The sequence below is a fragment of the Nonomuraea bangladeshensis genome (genome assembly GCF_039529455.1).
Classification (GTDB): Bacteria; Actinomycetota; Actinomycetes; order Streptosporangiales; family Streptosporangiaceae; genus Nonomuraea; species Nonomuraea bangladeshensis.
In genome coordinates this window covers 448060-467680 of record NZ_BAAAMV010000004.1, presented here as the reverse complement: position 1 = coordinate 467680, position 19621 = coordinate 448060, and the positions used below count along the sequence as shown (strand labels likewise).

The 19621-nt window shown below is 72.3% G+C and carries 19 protein-coding genes; 14 read left to right on the top strand and 5 right to left on the bottom strand.

Translation table 11 applies throughout. From position 1 onward, the window contains the following. Positions 1-109 precede the first annotated feature (109 nt). From ABD292_RS14015 to ABD292_RS14005, 3 genes are read right to left on the bottom strand one after another with little or no spacing between them, the layout of a single operon-like run. Positions 110-1075: an NAD(P)-dependent alcohol dehydrogenase gene (locus tag ABD292_RS14015; protein WP_344207608.1), complete on the bottom strand. Its 966-nt coding sequence runs from the start codon at positions 1073-1075 to the stop codon at positions 110-112. A 24-nt stretch (positions 1076-1099) separates the two neighbouring features. Further along, complete coding sequence (locus tag ABD292_RS14010) at positions 1100-2107, bottom strand: permease prefix domain 1-containing protein (protein WP_344207606.1); 1008 nt, start codon at positions 2105-2107, stop codon at positions 1100-1102. Continuing rightward, entirely contained in the window at positions 2104-2442 is a 339-nt protein-coding gene (locus ABD292_RS14005) for a PadR family transcriptional regulator (protein ID WP_218156036.1), read from the bottom strand. Before ABD292_RS14005 ends, ABD292_RS14010 begins: the two co-directional genes overlap by 4 nt. Before the next feature lie 309 nt (positions 2443-2751). Here ABD292_RS14005 and ABD292_RS14000 point away from each other — a divergent pair, with 309 nt between their 5' ends. Continuing rightward, a complete protein-coding gene (locus ABD292_RS14000; RefSeq protein WP_344207605.1) occupies positions 2752-3558 on the top strand; it encodes an LLM class flavin-dependent oxidoreductase in 807 nt (268 codons plus the stop codon). 1134 nt (positions 3559-4692) lie between these two features. On the opposite strand, the gene ABD292_RS13995 is transcribed toward ABD292_RS14000, so the two are convergent. Further along, positions 4693-4902 carry a hypothetical protein gene (locus tag ABD292_RS13995; protein WP_344207604.1) on the bottom strand — a complete coding sequence of 70 codons (210 nt, stop codon included), beginning with the start codon at positions 4900-4902 and terminating at the stop codon, positions 4693-4695. A 208-nt stretch (positions 4903-5110) separates the two neighbouring features. Further along, a complete protein-coding gene (locus ABD292_RS13990) occupies positions 5111-5977 on the bottom strand; it encodes an SCO6745 family protein (RefSeq protein ID WP_344207603.1) in 867 nt (288 codons plus the stop codon). A gap of 265 nt (positions 5978-6242) precedes the next feature. Between ABD292_RS13990 and ABD292_RS13985 the strand changes: the two genes are divergently transcribed. Genes ABD292_RS13985 through ABD292_RS13925 form a run of 13 tightly spaced genes read left to right on the top strand, consistent with a single transcriptional unit; the run spans position 6243 to position 19618 of the window. After that, entirely contained in the window at positions 6243-8372 is a 2130-nt protein-coding gene (locus ABD292_RS13985; protein WP_344207602.1) for a hydantoinase/oxoprolinase family protein, read from the top strand. Further along, entirely contained in the window at positions 8369-10552 is a 2184-nt protein-coding gene (locus ABD292_RS13980) for a hydantoinase B/oxoprolinase family protein (protein ID WP_344207601.1), read from the top strand. The genes ABD292_RS13985 and ABD292_RS13980 overlap by 4 nt, the downstream gene beginning before the upstream one ends. 1 nt (position 10553) lies before the next feature. Next, entirely contained in the window at positions 10554-11378 is an 825-nt protein-coding gene (locus ABD292_RS13975) for a DODA-type extradiol aromatic ring-opening family dioxygenase (RefSeq protein WP_344207600.1), read from the top strand. Beyond that, positions 11378-11629, top strand: coding sequence for a hypothetical protein (locus tag ABD292_RS13970; RefSeq protein WP_344207598.1), 252 nt, complete (start codon positions 11378-11380; stop codon positions 11627-11629). Before ABD292_RS13975 ends, ABD292_RS13970 begins: the two co-directional genes overlap by 1 nt. Next, complete coding sequence (locus ABD292_RS13965; protein WP_344207596.1) at positions 11626-12180, top strand: MarR family winged helix-turn-helix transcriptional regulator; 555 nt, start codon at positions 11626-11628, stop codon at positions 12178-12180. The genes ABD292_RS13970 and ABD292_RS13965 overlap by 4 nt, the downstream gene beginning before the upstream one ends. Positions 12181-12188: 8 nt before the next feature. Next, on the top strand, positions 12189-13676 hold the full coding sequence (locus ABD292_RS13960; protein WP_344207595.1) for a sugar ABC transporter ATP-binding protein: 1488 nt from the start codon (positions 12189-12191) through the stop codon (positions 13674-13676). Continuing rightward, positions 13673-14647, top strand: a complete 975-nt coding sequence (locus tag ABD292_RS13955) for an ABC transporter permease (protein WP_344207593.1) — start codon at positions 13673-13675, stop codon at positions 14645-14647. Before ABD292_RS13960 ends, ABD292_RS13955 begins: the two co-directional genes overlap by 4 nt. Before the next feature lie 29 nt (positions 14648-14676). After that, positions 14677-15639 carry a sugar ABC transporter substrate-binding protein gene (locus ABD292_RS13950; RefSeq protein ID WP_344207592.1) on the top strand — a complete coding sequence of 321 codons (963 nt, stop codon included), beginning with the start codon at positions 14677-14679 and terminating at the stop codon, positions 15637-15639. Then, the gene (locus ABD292_RS13945) at positions 15636-16463 is read left to right on the top strand and encodes an IclR family transcriptional regulator (protein WP_344207591.1); all 828 of its coding nucleotides are present in this window, start codon (positions 15636-15638) and stop codon (positions 16461-16463) included. Before ABD292_RS13950 ends, ABD292_RS13945 begins: the two co-directional genes overlap by 4 nt. Positions 16464-16468: 5 nt before the next feature. Further along, a complete protein-coding gene (locus tag ABD292_RS13940) occupies positions 16469-17215 on the top strand; it encodes a dienelactone hydrolase family protein (RefSeq protein ID WP_344207590.1) in 747 nt (248 codons plus the stop codon). Continuing rightward, the gene (locus tag ABD292_RS13935; protein WP_344207589.1) at positions 17212-18066 is read left to right on the top strand and encodes an alpha/beta fold hydrolase; all 855 of its coding nucleotides are present in this window, start codon (positions 17212-17214) and stop codon (positions 18064-18066) included. The genes ABD292_RS13940 and ABD292_RS13935 overlap by 4 nt, the downstream gene beginning before the upstream one ends. Next, complete coding sequence (locus ABD292_RS13930) at positions 18063-18941, top strand: alpha/beta fold hydrolase (protein ID WP_344207588.1); 879 nt, start codon at positions 18063-18065, stop codon at positions 18939-18941. The genes ABD292_RS13935 and ABD292_RS13930 overlap by 4 nt, the downstream gene beginning before the upstream one ends. Continuing rightward, positions 18938-19618 carry a class II aldolase/adducin family protein gene (locus tag ABD292_RS13925; RefSeq protein WP_344207587.1) on the top strand — a complete coding sequence of 227 codons (681 nt, stop codon included), beginning with the start codon at positions 18938-18940 and terminating at the stop codon, positions 19616-19618. The genes ABD292_RS13930 and ABD292_RS13925 overlap by 4 nt, the downstream gene beginning before the upstream one ends. Positions 19619-19621: the final 3 nt, after the last annotated feature.

The following is a 19621-nucleotide window of genomic DNA, read 5'->3' as shown; positions in this document are numbered from 1 at the left end:
GGCGGGGACGGCTCATCGGGCCGCCGGCTCGACCTGCGCCCGCCCCTCGGCCGGCCGCGACTCGTACTTTCGTCCAGGCCCCGGGCCCTGGGCGCCCGGCCTCCTCGTCCTACGCCAGAAGGACGATCTTGCCGCGGGCGTGCTCCCGCTCCAGGAGCCGGAGGGCGTCGGCGGTCTCGCTGAGCGGATACGTACGTTCGATCACCGGTGTCACCTTGCCGTCGGCGACGAAGCCGGCGAGCGTCCGCAGGTCCTCGGCGTTGCTCCGGGAGGTCAGGACGCGGAGCCGCTGCCGGACGAACGGCGTCTGCGCGACCGTGGCCAGCAGCCGGGGAATGGGCCCGAGCACCGGCCCGCCCGCGCTGTTGGAGGCGATGTAGATGCCGCTGGGGGCGAGGAGCCGGCGCAGCGCCGAGATCGGGTGGTTGCCGACCATGTCGATCAGGACGTCGAAGCGGCGGGTATCCCGGGTGAAATCCTCGCGGGTGTAGTCGATCACGTGGTCGGCGCCGAGCGAGCGAACCATCTCGGCGTTGCGGGTGCTGCACACGCCGGTGACCTCGGCGCCGAGCGCCTTGGCGAGCTGCACGGTGAACGTGCCGACCCCGCCGGAGGCGCCGTTGACCAGCACCGTCGTGCCGGGGCGCGCGGCGCCGAGCCGCAGCGCCTGCAAGGCTGTGACCCCGGCCACGGGTAAGGTGGCCGCCTGCTCGAACGTCACCTGCTCCGGCTTCCTGGCCAGGCGTTTCGCCGGGATCGCGACGTATTCGGCGAAGCCGCACTGGGCCGCCTCGCCGAAGACCTCGTCGCCGACCTGGAGGTCCTTGACGTCCGGGCCGATCTCCGCCACCGTGCCCGCGACGGCGCGTCCCAGGACGGTGGCCTTCGGCCGCCGCACCCCAAACACCAGGCGCAGCAGGAGCGGCGTGCCGCGCAGGGTGAGCAGGTCGGCGTGGTTGAGCGCGGCGGCACGCACCCGGACCAGCACCTCACCCGCGGCCGGGGCGGGACGGTCGACGTCGGCCTGACGCACGACGTCGGGCGAGCCGTACTCCTGATAGACGATTGCTTTCATGTCGGTCTCCTGATTCGTGTGGGTTCAGCGACGTGTGGCTCGGGCGATGCCGTCGATGACGGCGAAGACGATCGTGAGGGCGGACACGACGATGAGCGCCGTGTTGATCCAGGTGGTCGCGCTCTGCGGCCAGGCGGCGGCCTGGGTGAAGCCGGGGTTGAGCACCCGGTCACCGGCGGCGAGCCAGAGCAGCGCGATCGGGCACGCGATCTCGACCAGTGTCCCGGCCACGGCGAGCGGAACGCTCCACCGGGCGTAGTGCTTGGCGTAGGCGACGGCGAGGTTCAGGGCCACCAGGGCGATGAACGCGTACACGAAGCCGGTCTGCCACAGCCACGGCGCGAACACGCCGATGGGGGCGCCGTGCGCGTCGGTCTCGGTGCTGATCACCGGGGAGAGCAGGATGAGGGTGGTGAACAGCACCATCGCCACGGTGTAGGTGATCAGCTCGCCGTAGCGGGCGCGGCGGGTGGGCGGCTCGGGGAGCGCGTCGGGCGTCCAGCGCCTGGCGGGCGTGCGGCGTCCCGCGGCGCGTTCGATGGCCGCGAACAGCAGCGTGGTCCAGCAGACCAGGTGCGCGGCGGTGGTGAGCGCCGCACCGAGGGTGTCGCCGATCAGGTCGAGCGCGCCCGCCCCGCGCAGTCCCTGCACGAGCCCCACCGCCACGGCCACGGCGGGCACGATGGTCACGAGCAGGGCGGTCAGTAACCGTGTGTAGTCGAGGAAGAACGCGGGGCCGATGAGCTGGAGCGGACGGTCCGCGTAACCGGCCGCCAGCCGCGCCGGGTCGCCGAGCTCGGTGAGCACCGCGAACTCGGCCTCGGCCCGATCGGCGCCGGCCTCCACGCGATCGTCGACGGCGTCGGCGATGGAGGCCCGCAGCTCGCGTTCGATGTCGATGTCGGACCGCTGGTCCTCGGATCGCTGGTCCTCGGGTCGCCGGCTCCCGCTTCGCCGGCCTCCGGGCAGATGGCGCAGGACCGCCGCGACATAGCGGTCGGTGAGCGTGTTGGTGGTGGCGGTAGTGGTCATGACGCGCCTTTCAGGGAGCGGAGTACGGTGTCGAGCTCGTCCCAGTCGCGACTGAGCGCGGCGGCGAGCGCGGCGCCCCTGTCGCTGGTGCGGTAGAACTTGCGCGGCCGGGATTCCTCGGTGTTCCAGTCGCTGGTCACCAGACCCTGTTTCTCCAGGCGGCGCAGAAGGGGGTAGAGGGTGTTGGCGTCGACGGCGAGGCCCGCCCGGGTGAGGCGGTCGAGCAGGGCGTAGCCGTAGTCGGGGCGGTCGAGCATGAGCAGGCAGGCCAGGACGACGGTGCCCCGCCGCAGCTCCTGGAGATGGGTGGCAAGCAGCTCATCGTCATCGTGCACATGCCACACGATACTGTGCGGCACACACTATTGCAACGAGCACGGGATGAGGCTGAACCATTCAGGGTGGCGCGACAGGGCTCAACAGGGCGCATCACTTCGAGGCCCTGGCCATATTCGCCGGGAATTCCCGCGTAGCCTCTGAGTGCCTGGCATGCGGACCATGGAGGGCGTCGGGATCGTGGCGGGAGAGCGTCGAGCGAGAGATGCGCGCAGTGTGACGGCTTGTGGCGCAGGCCACTCGTCGGCGTCGCGCTGCATGATCGCGGCACCCCCAGAACTGTCGGTGCCGAATGCTTGAGTGGGGGCATGCGTTACGGCATCGACGTCGCGATCCTCGGCGACCTCGGGGAGCCGGCACACCTGGTCACCCTCGCCCGGGAGGCCGAGGCCGCCGGGTGGGACGCCGTGCTGGTGTGGGACCACTTGGCCTTCGCCTGGGGCATGCCATCGGCCGACCCGTGGGTGACGCTGGCCGCGGCGGCGCAGGCGACCTCGCACCTCAGGCTGGGCACGGCCGTGACGGCCGTGGCCCGGCACCGCCCGGAAAGGCTGGCCCAGACGGTGGCGACGCTTGACAGGCTGAGCGGCGGCCGCGCGATCCTGGGCGCCGGGCTGGGCGGCGTGAGGCAGGAGTTCACCGCCTTCGGCTTAACGCGACCCGGTGGGGTCGTGCTCGACGAGGCGCTCGACGTGATGGCCTCGCTCTGGTCCGGCGAGGAGGTGCACCACCGGGGCGCTCATTACGCCGTCGACGGGGTGCGGCTCGCGCCGCTGCCCCTCCAGCGGCCCCGGGTGCCGGTGTGGGTCGGCGGCACGGCTCCGGGTGCCCTTCGGCGGGCCGCCCGATGGGACGGCTGGATCGTCACCGGCGACGACCGGGAAGGCCGCATGACGCTTTCACCTGACTCCCTGGCTGCCCAGGTCAGCGAGCTGCGCCGGCACCGGGCAAACGCGGGCGACCTCGACGTGGCGGTCATCGGGGTGAGCGAGCCAGGCTCGTCGGTCCGGGCCTACGCCGATGCGGGCGCCACGTGGTGGCTGGAGCACCTCCACAGCTACCGGGGGTCGATGGAACGACTGGTGCGGCGCGTCAAGGCGGGCCCGCCCGTGTGAAGCGCCTACAGTGCGCGTTGTCCACTAGAGGAAGGGGCCTCCTCCCGAGCGTGGCCCCACCCGTCAAGCAGACCGATCGTTACAGGTCGCGCGGGGTCCGCGCCGGACAGCAGAGACCGAGTTTTCGGCACCGGACGTTAGCGCTGGGATGCGCCCGAATCCGCATGGAGAGCGTCTCGGATGCGCTGACCTGCGACTCGGTCATTCCGGAACCGGACAGAATAGGCGTTCTGTCCGATCAGCGCTACCTGACGGCTGGGGACAGCTTCGGGAGAAGGACGCCCACAGGAATGCGACCCCGCCCGAGTCACATGCGAAGGGCCTCCCGCGCCCGGGTGGGCGATGCAGGAGGCCCGTTGGTGGGGGATGAGGACGCCAATCAGACGGGAGTGCCGAGCACGGCGGCCAGCGGCTCGCCGAACCACACTTCCGCCTCCTTCCGCTCGCGCGGGGTCAACCGGACGTCCACCCCGACCGCGCCGTCCACCTGCAGCGCCGTCCGCCGCGTGTGGGCGGGAGGCTCGGAAGTGGACCAGCGCGTCGGCCACTGCTGGGAGCGTATGCGGTCAAACCGACGGTTTCGAGGGAATGTCTTCAGGCCTCCCGATAGCGCGCCGGGGGTGTTACCGCGGAGTCAGCCCCGCCACTGCATGTGTCCCCCGGGCCAGATCGAATCTACAATGTAAAGCCGTGGCATCTGTGCAAACTCACCACAACCACCTCCCGCCGCACCGAGCGCGACCCCTCATCATCGACAGCCGGAATCCTGCCCGCATGTCCGGTATCACCGGCAGGGAGAGCAGCTTCCGACCGTGACGCCGCCCGGGGACTGCCGGCCCGGCTCCGGATGCTGCACCCGCAGCTCACCCTGGTCTGGGCTGACAGCGCCTACGCCGGGATGCTGGTGGGGTAGGCCCGCCGCTTCCTCCGCCTCACGCTGAAGATCGTGACCAAACGGCCAGGTCAGACGCAACGCGATTGATCACGAGCACAAACCCTGGCACAGCGAGGCTCACCTGACCGTCGCGGCGATCACGCTTACGACCAGAGGTCGTAGCGGATCTTGATGTCCGCGCTACACGCCGCATGAGAGAGGTGTCTCTGACCCTGTGGATCAAAGACACCCTGCCAGAGTCACGGCTGCTCGGCGGCGGTCTTGATCGAGCCGAGCCGGCGCGTCAGCTCGGCGTGCAGTTTCTCCTGCCGGGTGGTGATGAGGTGGTGGTGCGCGGCGCGCGAGCCTATCGCGCTGCCGGTCCAGGTGAGCTCGCGGAGCGGCTCGCCGACGGCGAACCGGGAGGTGATGGCGGTACGGCCGTTGACCGAGGTGAACGGCGTATCCACCGTGATGTCGCCGTCGCCCGCGACGCACCCGTCATGGATGGCCTGGTCGAACGCCGACCATGCGGTGGAGCGCTATGGCCTGACGCTTTCAGTAACGCTGCTGGGCTGGTGTGCTAGGTCTGGATCAAGGGCGCTTCACGGACAGCCAGGCGGAGAGCGTCACGGCGGCCTCGCGGGAGTGACGTCGCTCGGTTGGGTGGGACGATGATCAGTCCGTTCGCGGCGTTCGGGGATCCCGGGAGTTGCGGGCCGCGGCCCAGGACATCAGCTCGGCCGCCACTTGTTTGCTCCAAGGGCGCGCCAGGACGCACAGTTCTTGACAGCGATCGTCGCCGAGCGCGGCGTAGGGAGCCGTGCTCATCCGGTCGGTCGCCTCTTCGATCCCCTCACGTTCCCTGCGGCCCTGCTCGGTCAAGGAGCCGTCGCGGAGCCAGCCGCGTTCCTCCAGCCTGCGCTCAGCGGCCGCCCAGTCGGTCTCGGTCCAGCCGCGGGTGACCCGGAGCGTCTCGGCCGGGACGGCGCCGGTGGCGGCGTGGGTGACGAGGGCTTCGATTCCGCTGAGCCCGGCGGCCAGCAGGGCGGCCAGATGGCCGTCACCGCGGAACTCGCGCAGCAAGGTCGCGGCGTGCCAGAGAACCAGGTGCGGGGCGGTGGGCCAGGGCAGTGCGGCGTGCGCGGCGTACAGAGGCCGCCCGCTCAGCTCGCCCGAGATGGCTTGGGCCGCCTCCCGGGCCAGCGCGGCGGCATGAGACATCTCCGGTGAATCGACCACGTCGCCGAGCACCTGGCGCAAGGTCGTGTCGACTGCGTTCAGCCGGGCGTCCAGGATGTCGGCCGGGGAAGCGAGGTGCCAGGCGGCCGGTATCGCCTGATGGACCACCTGTGGATTGAAGTTGTAGAAAGTGGCGATCACCGCCTCCGCGGGAACCGGGCCGAACGCGGCCGCCCTGGATGCGAAGTACCCCATCCGGCCGGTCAGTCCGAGCTGTTTGTAAGCGGCATCCGCCTCCGGGGAGAAGTAGATCATGCCGTGCAACGGCTCCAGCGTCCGCCAAGTGCGGCGTTCCAGCCTCATGCCGGCGAAAATACCGACCGGTTGGTACCTTGTCCACCTTTTGATCGGCTCGGCAGGCGTTGGGCGATCGAGAGCGGGAGGGCGGTCAGGGTCCCAGGGTGCGGTGACGCCGGACCTCTTCGGCCCCGGTCCGCTGTGCGGATTGCTCCATTGTCGGGACGTTCCAGTCACTACAGAGTGGACGCAACGCAAAACAGCCGTTACTCAGCGGCTACATGCACGACACATCTTCGCTGTCGCTGCGCGAATCTGTAGGGAGCCCAGTGTGGGAACAACGACGGACACCGCCGTGCGGTTCTTCGTCGGCACGGATGTCGGTGGAACGTTCACCGACCTCGTGGTCCTCGAGGACAACCGGCCGCCGCGCCTGTTCAAGGCGCCGACAACGCCGCACGACCGGTCCGAAGGCGTGGTCGACGCGCTCGCCCTGGCGGCCGCGTCGTACGGCGTGAGCCTGCGGGAGTTCTGCGCGGCGATCGCGTACTTCTCGCACGGTACGACGGCCGCCACCAACGCCCTCATCGAGCGCAAGGGCACCCCGACGGCGCTGCTGACCACCCGCGGTTTCACCGACACGCTGCTCATCCAGCGGTCGATGACCTCGTGGGTGGGCATGGGGGCGGCGACCGGCCACTACAGCCGCCGCCGCAACCCCGATCCCATCGTCCCCCGCGACCGGATCGCCGGCGTCACCGAGCGCATCGACTCCTCGGGGCGGGAGCTGGTCGCCCTGGACGAGCACGAGGTACGCGGCCTGCTGCGCCGGCTGCGGGACGAGGGCGTGCGGGCGCTGGCCGTGTCCTTCCTGTGGTCGTTCCTCAACGCCGAGCACGAGAGCGCCGTCGGCCGGATCGTGGCGGAGGAGTGGCCCGAGGCGTACGTCACCCTGTCGCACGAGGTGGCGCCGGTGCTCGGCGAGTACGAGCGCTCGGCCACCACGGTGGTCAACAGCTACCTCGGCCCGGTCATCCGCGACTACGTGGCCGGGCTGGAGGGCCGGCTCAGGAGCACCGGGTTCACCGGCGACTTCTCCATCATGGACTCGGGCGGCGGCGTCATGCGGGCGGCCGACGCCGCGCGGCGGGCGGCCTCCATGCTCACCTCCGGGCCCGCCGGAGGGGTGCTGGCCTCGGCCGCGCTGGCGCGGCGGCTCGGCCACCGCAACGTCATCACCTCCGACATGGGCGGCACCAGCTTCGACGTGGGCCTGATCGTCGACAGCGAGCCGCTGGTGGAGCGGGTCAGCGAGGTGGGCGACCTGCACCTCGCGCTGCCGCGCATCAAGGTGACCGCGATCGGCGCGGGCGGCGGCTCGATCGCCTGGGTGGACGAGGCGGGGGTGCTGGCCGTCGGGCCGGAGAGCGCCGGTTCCGTCCCCGGTCCGGCCTGCTACGGACGCGGCGGCGACCGGCCGACCGTCACCGACGCCGACGTCGTCCTCGGCGTGATCGACCCGGAACGGTTCCTGGGCGGCCGGATGCCGCTGGAGCGGGCGCTGGCCGAGAAGGCGATCCGGCTGCACGTGGCCGATCCGCTCGGCCTCTCCGTGGAGGAGGCGGCGGCGGGCATCCGCCAGGTCGCCGACAACCACATGGCCGACCTGCTGCGCAAGGTCACGGTCGAGCAGGGCTACGACCCGCGTGACTTCACCGTCTACGCCTACGGCGGGGCCGGTCCCACGCACGCGTACGCCTACACCGAGGCGGCCGGCATCGCCACGCTCGTGGTGCCGCCCACGTCCACCGTCCATTCGGCCTACGGCACGGTCACCTCCGACCGGTACCGGGCCGTGCAGACCACCGACGTCCAGCGGACGCCGCCGGGAGCGGCCGACCCGGCCGAGCACCTCGACCCGGCGCGGATCAACGCGACGCTGGACGAGCTGAGCCTGCGCTGCCGGGCCGACCTCGACGACGACCCCCGCGTACGCCTGAGCCGCATCGTCTACCTGAAGTTCCGCCGCCAGGCGCACGAGCTGCCGCTGGCCGTGCCGGACGGTGAGGTCACCACCGACGTCCTGCGGGCGCTGATCGCCGAGTTCAGGGACGCCTACGAGCGGCTGTACGGCGCGGGAACGGCGCTGCTCGGCGCCGGTGTCGAGCTGCACACCCTCCGGGTCGAGGGCAGGGTCGGCGTCACCGGGATCACCGAGGGCGGCTACGAGGGCTCGGCGGAGGCGGCGGAGTCGCTGATCGGCTCGCGGCCGGTGTACTTCCCCGAGTGCGGCCGGGTGGACGCCTCGGTCTATCGGGGCGAAGGGCTCGGAGCGGGAGCGTCGCTGCGCGGCCCCGCCATCCTCGAGTTCGCCGGCACCACCGTGGTGGTCGGCCCGGGTCAGTCGCTCGCCGTCGACCCGTACAACAACGTCGTCATCGACTGCAGGGGGAACGCGTGACCGCCATCGATCCGGTGACCTTCGAGGTCATCAGGCACCGGCTGCTCGCCATCACCGACGAGCAGGGCGCCACCCTGGCCGCCATCTCCGGCTCCACCCACGTGGTGGAGGCCAGCGACTACAACGTCGGCCTCTACCTGCCCGACGGCTCGGTGGCGGCGATGGGCCGTACCATCCTGTCGCACTCCTCGTCGATGGCCGCCATCACCCGTTCGGTCATCGGGGACTGCGCCGACGACCCCGGCATCAACGCCGGTGACATGTTCATCGTCAACGACCCGTGGAAGGGCACCGTGCACGCCCAGGACGTGGGCGTGGTCGCGCCGATCTTCTACCAGGGCGAGCTGCTCGCCTGGACGGGCGCCATGTGCCACATGGTCGACGTGGGCGGGATGACGCCGGGCAGCTTCTGCATCGACGCCACCGACTCCTACCAGGAGGGGCTGCAGATGCCGCCGACCAAGCTGGTCGACGGCGGCAAGGTGCGCACCGACGTCTGGAACCTCGTCCTCGCGCACACCCGCATGGCGGCGACGGTGAACCTGGACCTGCGGGCCCTCATCGCGGCCAACCACACGGCGATCAAGGCGATGACCGCCCTGGCCGACAAGTACGGCGCCCAGACGGTGCGGGCGGTGATGAGCAGCCTCATCGAGCTGTCGGAGAAGCGGCTGCGCAACCGGCTGGCCAGGCTGCCCGACGCGCGCCTGCACTCGCGGGCCTTCCTGGACAACGACGGCGGGCTGGCCCTGTCGCGGGAGAACGCCACCTACGAGGTGGACCTCGTCCTGACCAAGCGCGGCGACAGCCTGCACTTCGACTACTCGGCCTCCTCGCCGCAGGCCAAGGGCTACATCAACTGCGCCTTCTCCGGGATGATGGCGGGCATCGCGGCGGCCCTCCTGCCGACCCTGGCCTACGACGCGCCGTGGAACGAGGGCCTGTTCAAGCCCGTCCAGGTGCACTGCCCGGAGGGGCTGATCTGCAACGCGTCCCGGCCGGCGGCGGTCAGCGGCGGCGCGCTGGAGGCGGGCTGGCTGGTGGAGATGACCGCCGTCGAGTGCCTGTCGAAGCTGGCGGCGTGCTCGGACGAGCTGATCGCCGAGGCCCAGGCCGTGCCCGCGGGCGGCCCCGACAAGTTCGTGCTGACCGGGGCGGGCGAGAACGGCGGCCGGCAGACGTACGTGATCATGGACTGTCTGGCGACGGGCGGCGCGGCCTACGCGCACCGCGACGGCGTCTGGACCCAGGGCCAGCACAACATCGAGCGGCAGAAGATCTCCAACGTGGAGGCCGTGGAGATGGACTCCCCGCTGCTCTACCTGTGGCGCGGCCTGGTGGCCGACTCCGGGGGAGCGGGACGCACCCGTGGCGGCATGAGCATGGGCGCGGTCTACACGGTGCACGGCGGCCGTGACGTCACCGCGCTGAACTCGGCCCACGGGTGGGAGGTGCCGAACTCCACGGGGATCTTCGGCGGCTACCCCGGCGCGCAGAACACCCGCACCGTGATCCACGGCAGTGACGTCCGGGCGCGGCTGGCCGCCGGGCGGATCCCGGCCGTGGAGGAGCTGTCGGGCGACCGTCCGGTCATGCGCGGCAGGCAGGGCCTCTACCACCTGGGCGACGACGACGTCCTGGCCACCGTGCCGCAGGCCGGCGGCGGGTGGGGCGACCCGTTGGAACGTTCCCTCCCGGCGCTCCAGGCCGACCTGGACTTCGGCGCCGTGACCCCGGAGGCCGCGGTCCGCGTCTACCACGCGGTGCTGGACGGCGCAGGCCGCATCGACGAGGCCGCCACCCTGGCCCGCCGCGAGCAACTGCGGGACGAGCGGCGCGCCTGGCCCGCCGAACGGCCGCTGCCCGCACAGCCGGGGGGCGCGCGGACCCGGCTGCACCCGCTGGGCGACCGTCTCGACGTCATCGAGGCGGACCACGCCCGCTGGGTCGCCTGCCGGTGCGGCGTCGTGCTGGCCCCCGCCGGCGGGCAGTGGCGCCGCCACGCCGGGATGAGCGTGGTCCGCGACGTGCACGCGCTCGGCCACGCCACGCGCCTGGACGAAGGGCTGGAGCTGCGGCTGTACGCGTGTCCCGGCTGCGGGCTGCTGCACACGGCCGACGTCGTCCGCCGCGAGGCCGCCCACCTGGACGACATCCGGCTGCTCGACGCGGAGGTGTGACGTGGCCACTCTCGCGCTGTGCGCCGCGACCTCCCACGTGGGCGCCATCGTCAAGAACCCCGACGCCACCCCCGAGCAGTCCGGCACGCTCCACCAGGCGTGGCGGAGCCTGGACGGGGAGATCGCCCGCCTGGAGCTGGACGCGGTCGTCGTCATCGCCACCGACCACTACGAGACCTTCGGGCTGGAGAACTATCCGGCCTTCTGCCTCGGGCTGGCGCCCGAGCACGAGGCGTGGGGCGAGTTCGGCAACCCGTCGGGCACCGTGCCGGGCCGGCCGGAGCAGGCCGCCCACCTGCTCGAAGGGCTCACGGCCCGCGGCTTCGACCTGGCCCGCTCGCACACGATGGCGCTGGACCACAGCTTCATGGTGCCGCTGGTGAAACTCCCGTCCGCGGCCGCGGCCGGTGTCGTCCCGCTCTTCGTCAACTGCAACACCCCGCCGCTGCCCGGCCTGGGCCGCTGCCTGGAGCTGGGCAGGGCGCTGCGGGAGAGCATCCACGACCTGCCGGGCGACCAGCGGATCGGCGTGCTCGGCACGGGCGGGCTCTCGCACTGGGTGGGCCTGCCGCGCTTCGGCGACATCAACGAGGCGTTCGACCACACGCTGCTGGACCTCCTCGTCCAGGGCCGGCTCGACGAGATCGCCCGCTGGGACGACGCCTGGATCGAGCAGGAGGCCGGCAACGGCGCCCTGGAGCTGCGGACCTGGCTGATCGCCGCCGCAGCGGCGGGCGGACCGGCCCGCGTCCTGGCCTACGAGCCCATGGCGGCGTGGACGGTCGGCATCGGCGTCGCCGCCTTCGACGTTCTGGAGGGACCCTGATGAGCATCGTCGGGCTCAACCGGCTCGCCCGGGACCTCGAACACGCTCCGGGACTGCACGAGCGCTTCGCCGCCGACCCCGGGCAGGTCCTGCCGGGCTACGCGCTGACCGAGGAGGAGCGCTCGGCCGTGACCCGCAGGGACGCGGCCTGGCTGCTGCGGGCCGGCATGAACCCCGTGGCCCTGCGCAACCTCATGGTCACCCTCGGCGTGGCCCACCACGAGATGTATCCGGAAGGGCCACTGACATGAGCACGACCGGATTCATCGTCGACGGGCCCGACGGCCACCGCGACCAGGCCCACGTCCGCATGGCGGAGGGCGAGGCGCGGCGCCTGCCCGGCATCGACGCCCTGCAGATGGAGGCCAGGCTGGCCTTCTTCGCCGCCGCCGCGGCGATGGAGGCCGCCGTGGACGCCGAGCTCACGGCCTACGGCCTGAGCCACCCGCGGTTCAACGTCCTCATGGTGCTGCGCAGCATCGACCCAGGCGGCGCCGGGATCCCCATGGGGACGCTGGCCACCCACGTGATGACCACGGCCCGCAACGCCACCGGCCTGGTGGACCTGCTCGAACAGCGCGGCCTGGTCAGCCGCTCGGCCGATCCGTCGGACCGGCGCGTCGTCCTGGTCACCAGGACCGCCGCCGCCGACGAACTGCTGGACGAGCTGCTGCCCCGCTTCGCCGCCCGCATGTCCGGGGCGCTCGGCGGCTACCGCGACAGCGAGCTGGCCGTCCTCATCGACCTGCTCAACCGGCTCCGCCTGGGGCTGGACCTGTCCGCCGTACGCCCAGGGAGATGAGGTTGTCCATGGACGTCAGGATCGAGCTGGCGGGCGTCGGCAAGTCGTTCGGCGGCGCCGTCGCGCTGCGCGAGATCGACTTCGCCGTGCACGGCGGTGAGGTGCACGCGCTCGTCGGCATGAACGGCGCCGGCAAGTCCACCCTCGTCAAGATCCTCTCCGGCGCGCTCGTCCCCGACGCCGGCGAGGTGCGCATCGACGGCGCCGGGCACGGCGCGCTCACCCCGCGCCGGGCCCGGGCGCTGGGCGTCAGCATCGTGCACCAGCACCGGACGCTCGTCCCCCAGCTGACGGTGGCGGAGAACATGCTGCTCGGCCGCCTGCCCAGGCGGGCGGGCGCGGTGGACTGGCGCCGGGCGCACGCCGAGGCCGCCCGCGCCCTCGCGGCCCTCGACGTCCAGGTCCCGACCAGGGCGGTCGCGGGCGAGCTCGGCCCGGCCCAGCAGACCCTGGTCGAGATCGCCCGCGAGGTGGCGACCGGCGGCAAGGTGCTCGTCCTGGACGAGCCCACCGCCAGCCTCGGCGGCGCCGACGCCGCGACCGTGCACGACCTGGTCCGCAGGCTCAGCTCCGCGGGCATCTCCATCGTCTACATCTCGCACCACCTGGACGAGGTCCTGGGCCTGGCCGACAGGATCACCGTCCTGCGCGACGGCCGCAGGATCGTCACGGCCGCCGGCGCCGACCTGGACCTGCCGGGCCTGGTCCGGGCCATGACGGGGGAGCAGATCTCGCACGAGCGCCCGCAGCGGGACCGCGCGGCCGGCGAGACCGTCCTGGAGCTCGACGCCCTGGCGTCGGGCGCGCGGCTGGCCGAGCTGACCCTCACGGTCCGCGCCCACGAGGTCGTCGCGGTCCTCGGGCCCGCCGGCGACGGCCAGTCCGAGCTGTTCGACCTGCTGAGCGGCCGGCGCCGCCCCTCTGGCGGCCGGATCAGGGTCGCCGGCGCGGACGTCGCCGCCGGCGACGTCGGCGCGGCCCTCGCGGCCGGTCTGCGGTGCGTCACCGGCGACCGCCTGGCACACGGCCTGGTGCCCGGGCTCACTGTGGACGAGAACCTGGACCTGACCCGGCGCGGCCTGCGCCGGCCCTGGCTCGTGCGCTGGGGGCGGCTGCACCGGCAGGCCGCGGAGCGCCGCTCGCGCTACGGCGTCGCCACGATCCAGGCCGATCCGCCGGTGTCGGCACTGTCCGGCGGCAACCAGCAGAAGGTGCTGCTGGCCAAATGGCTCGACGCGCCGGTACGGGCGTGCCTGCTGGAGGAGCCGACCAACGGGGTCGACGTGGCCGCCAAGGCCGACATCCACCGGCTCGTCGACGACCTGGCCGACCAGGGCACCGCCGTGCTGCTGGCCTCCGCCGACGTGGAGGAGGTGCTGCGCCTGGCCGACCGCGTCGTCGTCGTACGCGCCGGGAGGGTCGTCGCCGACCTTCCCGTGGAGGGGCTGTCCCGGGACGCCCTTGTCTCGCTCACGGTTGGAGGAACCGCATCGTGACCGCAATCTCCACTCCGCAGCGCAGGGCCGGCCTCGTGGTGCCGCCCTGGTTCCTGCGACACACCGGCGTCCTCGCCGTGCTGCTGCTGATCGGCGTCTTCACCGCCACCAGCAGCGACGTCTTCCTGACCGGCGCGAACCTGCTGAACGTCTCCCAGCAGATCGCGGTCGTCGCCGTGCTGGCCGCGGGCCTGACGCTGCTGATGACGGCGGGCGGCATCGACTTCTCGCTGGGCGCCATCGCCGCCGTCGCCCACGGCGTGGCCGCCCAGCTCATCGTGGCAGGGGTGGCCGACTGGCTGGCCGTGCTCCTGACGCTCGCCCTGGGGGCCGCGATCGGGCTGGTCAACGGGGTGATGGTGACGTGGTTCAAGGTGACGCCGTTCGTCGCCACCCTGGCGACCTCGACCGCGCTCGGCGGCGCGGCCCTGCTGATCATCGGCGGGCAGAGCGTCTCGATCGGCGACCACCTGGAGATGATCGGCTTCGGTGAGGTGCTGGGCGCGATCCCCGTGTCCGTCGTCATCGCCGCCGCCGTCTGCGTGGCCGCGGCGCTGGTCATGCGGTGGACGGCGTTCGGCCGCAACGCCTTCGCCATCGGCGGCAACGAGAGCGCCGCGCGCCTGTCCGGCATCCCGGTCGTCCGTACCAAGCTGCTGCTCTACACCCTCGGCGGGCTGCTGGCCGCGCTGGGCGGCGTGATGCTCGTGGCCAGGCTGGGCGCCGCCAGCCCCGGCGCGGGCGGCCTGCACCTGGAGCTGACCGTCGTCGCGGCCGTGGTCATCGGCGGCACGGCGCTGCACGGAGGCAGCGGCACCATGGTCGGCACCGTTCTCGGGGTCCTGCTCCTGGGCGTGGTGGCCAACTCACTGAACCTGCTCCAGATCAACCCCTACTACCAGGACGTCGCGCTCGGCGCCGTCCTCGCCGTCGCCGCCATCGCCAACCACCTGCGCGGCCGGCGCACCTGAGCACCACCCACCCCCCGAAAGGACTTCCCATGGCTGGTCACCGCGTCCAGGCGACCCTGGCGGTCGCCTCCGCCCTCCTTCTCAGCGCCTGTTCGGTCAGCACCCCTGCGACGTCGACCGACGCCGCGGCCGTCGATCCCGGCAAGCGCCTGACCATCGGCTTCGTCAACGGCAACACCATCGAGTTCCACACCTGCCTGCAGAAGTCGATGCAGGCCAGAGCCGAGAGCGCGAACGTCGACCTGCTGATCGCGCAGTCGGCGATGGACCCGGCGAAGGAGCTGTCCAACATCGACGACATGATCGCCAAGAAGGTCGACGCGGTCGTCGTGCAGACGGTCAACATCGACGCGCTGGAAGGCGGCGTGGCCAGGGCCAACCGGGCCGGCGTACCGATCTTCCTGACGTCGGTCGCGGCGGTCGACCAGAGCAAGATCCTCGGCGCGGTCGTCACGGACGTCAAGAAGGTCGGGCAGGAGCTCGGGGAGTGGATCGCGAAGGACACCGGCGACACCTCCGCCGATGTCGCCGTGATCGGCGGCGCCCCCGGCGCGGCGGCGGACCTCATGAACGACGCCTTCAAGGCGAACCTGGGCTCGCACGCCAAGGTCGTCTTCGACCAGCCGGCGCTCTGGCAGCGCGCCAAGGCCCAGGACGTCGCCGAGAACCTGCTCCAGGCGCACCCCAAGGTCAAGTACGTCTTCGTGCACAACGAGGACATGGCGCTCGGCGCGCTGGCGGCGTTCAAGAGCGCCGGGCGTACGGACATCAAGATCGTCACGAACGGCGGCAGCGACGCCGGGCTGCAGGCCGTGCGATCCGGCGAGTTCGCCGCGACGGTCAGCAACACGCCGCGCAGCGTCGGCGAGATGGCGATCGACAACGTCGTGGGGCTGCTGCAGAAGAAGGAAGGCGTGACGAAGGTGGCCACCGTGCCCGACATGCTGGTAACCAGGGACAACGCTGACAAAGCGCCACCGTACTGCCTGTGAGGGACCCCATGGCCGCAGAGTTCACCGACCGCACGCCCACCACGATGAGCCCCCGCCGTCGCGGGGTCCGCGCCGTCGACCGCGCGCTCGACGTGCTGACCGCCTTCAGCGCCGTCCACCCCCGGCTGCAGCTGTCCGAGCTGGCCGAGGCGGCGGGGCTGCCGAAGACGAGCACGCACCGCATCGCGGTGACGCTCGTCGAGCGCGGCTTCCTCCGCCAGGACGACGACGGCGCCTACACGCTGGGCAGCAGACTGATCGAACTCGGCAGCCTGGTCTCGGCGACCACCGAGCTGGCCCGGCTGACGGCGGCCGCCCAGGCGTTCCCGCTGTCGGGCGGAGAGGCGCTGCTGGTCGCCGAGGCCGACTGGCCCGACAAGAGCCTGATCATCACCACCAAGCTCCAGGCCCCGCACAGCCCCACGGCGCTGTCGCCGGTCGGCCGCCGCTCCGTCCTGGCCAACGGATGCGTCAGCCAGGCCGTGCTCAGCGGGCTGCCCGCCGAGGAGGTACGCAGCCTGCTTCCGCACCTGCGGCTGGCCAAGCGCACGCCGGCCAGCATCACCGACGCCGAGGAGTTCCTGCGCGAGGTCGAGGCGGCGCGCAACCGCGGCCACGCCGTCGAGGTCGAGCAGTTCCTGCCCGGCATCGCCGGCGTGGCGGTGCCGGTCATGTCCGCCGGACGCCCGATCGGCGCGGTGGCCGTCTGCGGCCCGACCGCGAACCTGCCCCGCCGCAGGCTCAACGCCCTGGCCCTCGACCTCAAGCAGCTGCTCGGCCGAGCGCTGCCCGCCCAAGCACCCAAAGCAGTATCAGGAGGATAACGATCATGAGCCCCGATGTCCGCGCCGAATGGGTGACCTTCCCCAGCGGCGGTGACGAGATCCGCGGCTACCTGGCACGACCGGCCGGCGACGGACGCCCGCCCGCCGTGATCATGGCCCACGAGAACCTCGGCGTCACCGCGCACCGCCAGGCGGTCACCGAACTGTTCGGCGCGGCCGGATTCGCCTGCCTCACCGTCGATCTCTACAGCCGGATCGGCGGCCGCCCGCCGCAGGACTACACCACCGCGGACGAGCGGCGGGCCAAGGCCTTCCTGTCCGCCCGCGACGAGCAGGCCATCCCCGACCTGGACGCGGGCCTGGACTACCTGGCCGGACGCGGCGACGTGGACACCACGCGGGCCGCGGCCGTCGGCTTCTGCCTCGGAGGGGGTCTCGTCCTCGCCTGGGCGACCACGACCGACCGGCTCGTCTGCGCGGTGCCGCTGTACGGGCTGCCGGAGCTGCCCCCGTCCTACAGCCCGACCGGCGCCACCCGGTCCCGCATCGAGATCGCCGACCAGGTCCGCTGCCCCGTCCAGGCCCACTTCGGCGGCGCCGACGAGGTCATCCCGCTCGACCAGGTCGCCAGGCTCGAAGAGGCGCTGAAGCTCAGCGGCCAGGACGTCGAGGTGCACGTGTACGAGGGCGCGGGCCACGCCTACCACGACGACACGCACCCCAACCACCATCCCGAGGCCGCGCGGCAGACGTGGGACCGCACGATGGCGTTCCTGAAGGCCCATCTGTGACCCTGTGGACCGACCTGCTCGGCGCGGAGGTCCGCATGGTCCGCGCGGACGGCGTGCCCACCCGGGTCGTCTCGCTCGGCTCGGGCGACCCCGTGGTGCTGCTGCACGGGCGCGGCGGGCACGCCGAGACCTTCGCGCGCACCCTGCCGGCGCTGGCCGCCGCCGGTCATGAGGCCATCGCCGTCGATCTGCTCGGGCACGGCCTGACCGGCCGGGTCCCCGGCGGTTATCCGGTGGACCGGCTGGCCGCCCACGTCGTCGCCACGCTCGACGCCCTCGGGCTCGGCCGGGTCGCCCTGGTCGGCCAGTCCCTGGGCGGCTGGGCGGCGGCCCTGGTCGCGCTGCGCGCACCCGGCCGGGTGCGCCGCCTGGCGCTGATCGAGCCCGCCGGGCTCCAGTCCGAGGCGGAACGGCTGTCCGACAGCCGGGTACGCGCCGCGTACGAGCGCGGCGGCCGCGCCTACGACGCGCCGACCCGGGAGGCCGTCCGCACCCGACTGGAAGGGCTGCTGGCCGATCCCGGGCAGGTGGATCCCGAGCTGGTGGACGTACGCACCGCCCTCTACGGCCCCGCCGAGGCGCGCCAGGTCCACCGGCTGGTCCGCGCGGCCGACAACGACGACCTGCTGCTCACCCCCGCACGTTTGTCCCGCGTCACCGTGCCCACCCTGCTGCTGCGCGGCGAAGGCGGCCACACGCCGCTCGCCGTCGTCCAGGCCGCCGCTGCCGCCATCCCCGGCGCCCGCCTCGTCACGGTCCCCGGCGCCAGGCAATGGCCCCAGTACGAGCGGCCCGACCTGGTCGGGGACGCACTCATCCGCTTTCTCACCCCCGAGGAGACCACCCCATGAGCACCTTCTGGACCGAGGCACTCGGTGCCGAGATCCGCTTCCGCGACGCCGGCGGCTGGCGTACCCGTTCGATCGAGGCCGGCGAGGGCGAGCCCGTCGTCATGATGGGCGGCCTGACCGGGCACGCAGAAGGGTTCGTGCGCAACGTGCTGCCGCTCGCCGGCCGCGGTCTGAGGGTGTACGCCATCGACGCCATCGGCCACGGCCTCAGCGCCCGCCCGACGGACGTCACCTACCACGCCCCCCTCTTCACCGAGCACCTGCTCCGCTTCCTCGACGCGATCGGCGCCGAACGGGCGCACCTGGTCGGCCAGTCCCTCGGCGGCTGGACCGCGCTGCGCACCGCGCTGAAGCACCCCGACCGGGTGGGCCGCGTCGTGTCCGTCACCGGCGCCGGCCTGCTGCTGGACGACGAAGGCCGCAAGGACGAGAGCGAACGGGTCCACGCCCAGGTCAAGGCCGTCACCGCCAAGGCCGCGGCCGCCCCGACCCGGGAGAGCGTACGGGCCCGGCTGGAGTGGCTCATGCACGACCCGGCCACCGTCACCGACGAGCTCGTGGAATGCCGCTACCGCTACTACACGCTCCCCGGCGCGGAGAAGGCCCAGGCCAAGCTCGTGGCCGAACAGCCCGGCGAGGAGAACAGGAAGCACATGCTCACCGAGGCCGACCTCGCCTCGATCACGCATCCGACGCTGGTCCTGTGGACCGACCACAACCCGACCACCCCCGCCGAGGTCGGGAAGCGCGCCAGCGAGATCCTGCCCAACGGCAGCTACGACCTCATCACCGACGCCGGTCACTGGCCCATGTTCGAGCAGCCCGAGCAGTTCAACCGGATCGTCGGCGACTTCCTGACCGGGCAGGACGCGTGAGCGGCCCGGCGGAGGAGGTCGCCACCGGCTGCCGGGTCCTCGCCGCCCACGGGCACTCCGACCTCGTCTGGGGCCACCTGTCGCGGCGCGACCCCGGCGGGCGGGGCCTGTGGCTCAAGGCGGCCGGGTACGGCTACCAGGAGATCACCCCCGGCCGCGTCGTCCACATCGACCGGGACGGCCAGCTGCTCGGTGGCGAGGGACGCGTGCACCTGGAGTATCCGATCCACGCCGAGATCATGGCCGCGCGCCCCGACGTCGGCGCGGTCGTGCACAGCCACGCGGAGGCGGCCGTCACCTTCGCCGCGACCGGGCTGCCGCTGCTGCCCCTCGGTCACGAGGGGACCCTGTTCTGGCCGCCGGACATCGCCAGGTTCACCGCCACCGGCGACCTCATCCACACCCGAAAGCTGGGGCAGCGGCTGGCCGAGGCGCTCGGTGACCGCAACGCGATCCTCCTCCATCAGCACGGCCTGGTGACCGTGGGGCCCGACGCGCCGACCGCGGTCATGACCGCGATCTTCCTGGAGAAGGCATGCCGGATGCAGCTGGCCGCGGCCGCCACCGGGGCCTCATACACCTGGTCGGGCGAGGAGGAGGCGCTGGCCAAGCGCGAACGGTGTTACGGGCCCCGGCAGCTCGCCGACGCCTGGGCGCATCTGGTCCGGATCTCGTGAAAG

What these genes read in the sequence shown, in the direction of transcription:
- ABD292_RS14015 (WP_344207608.1), bottom strand. Translation starts at nt 1,075, where the DNA reads ATGAAAGCAATCGTCTATCAGGAGTACGGCTCGCCCGACGTCGTGCGT.
- ABD292_RS14010 (WP_344207606.1), bottom strand. Translation starts at nt 2,107, where the DNA reads ATGACCACTACCGCCACCACCAACACGCTCACCGACCGCTATGTCGCG.
- ABD292_RS14000 (WP_344207605.1), top strand. Translation starts at nt 2,752, where the DNA reads ATGCGTTACGGCATCGACGTCGCGATCCTCGGCGACCTCGGGGAGCCG.
- ABD292_RS13990 (WP_344207603.1), bottom strand. Translation starts at nt 5,977, where the DNA reads ATGAGGCTGGAACGCCGCACTTGGCGGACGCTGGAGCCGTTGCACGGC.
- ABD292_RS13970 (WP_344207598.1), top strand. Translation starts at nt 11,378, where the DNA reads ATGAGCATCGTCGGGCTCAACCGGCTCGCCCGGGACCTCGAACACGCT.
- ABD292_RS13965 (WP_344207596.1), top strand. Translation starts at nt 11,626, where the DNA reads ATGAGCACGACCGGATTCATCGTCGACGGGCCCGACGGCCACCGCGAC.
- ABD292_RS13960 (WP_344207595.1), top strand. Translation starts at nt 12,189, where the DNA reads ATGGACGTCAGGATCGAGCTGGCGGGCGTCGGCAAGTCGTTCGGCGGC.
- ABD292_RS13950 (WP_344207592.1), top strand. Translation starts at nt 14,677, where the DNA reads ATGGCTGGTCACCGCGTCCAGGCGACCCTGGCGGTCGCCTCCGCCCTC.
- ABD292_RS13940 (WP_344207590.1), top strand. Translation starts at nt 16,469, where the DNA reads ATGAGCCCCGATGTCCGCGCCGAATGGGTGACCTTCCCCAGCGGCGGT.
- ABD292_RS13930 (WP_344207588.1), top strand. Translation starts at nt 18,063, where the DNA reads ATGAGCACCTTCTGGACCGAGGCACTCGGTGCCGAGATCCGCTTCCGC.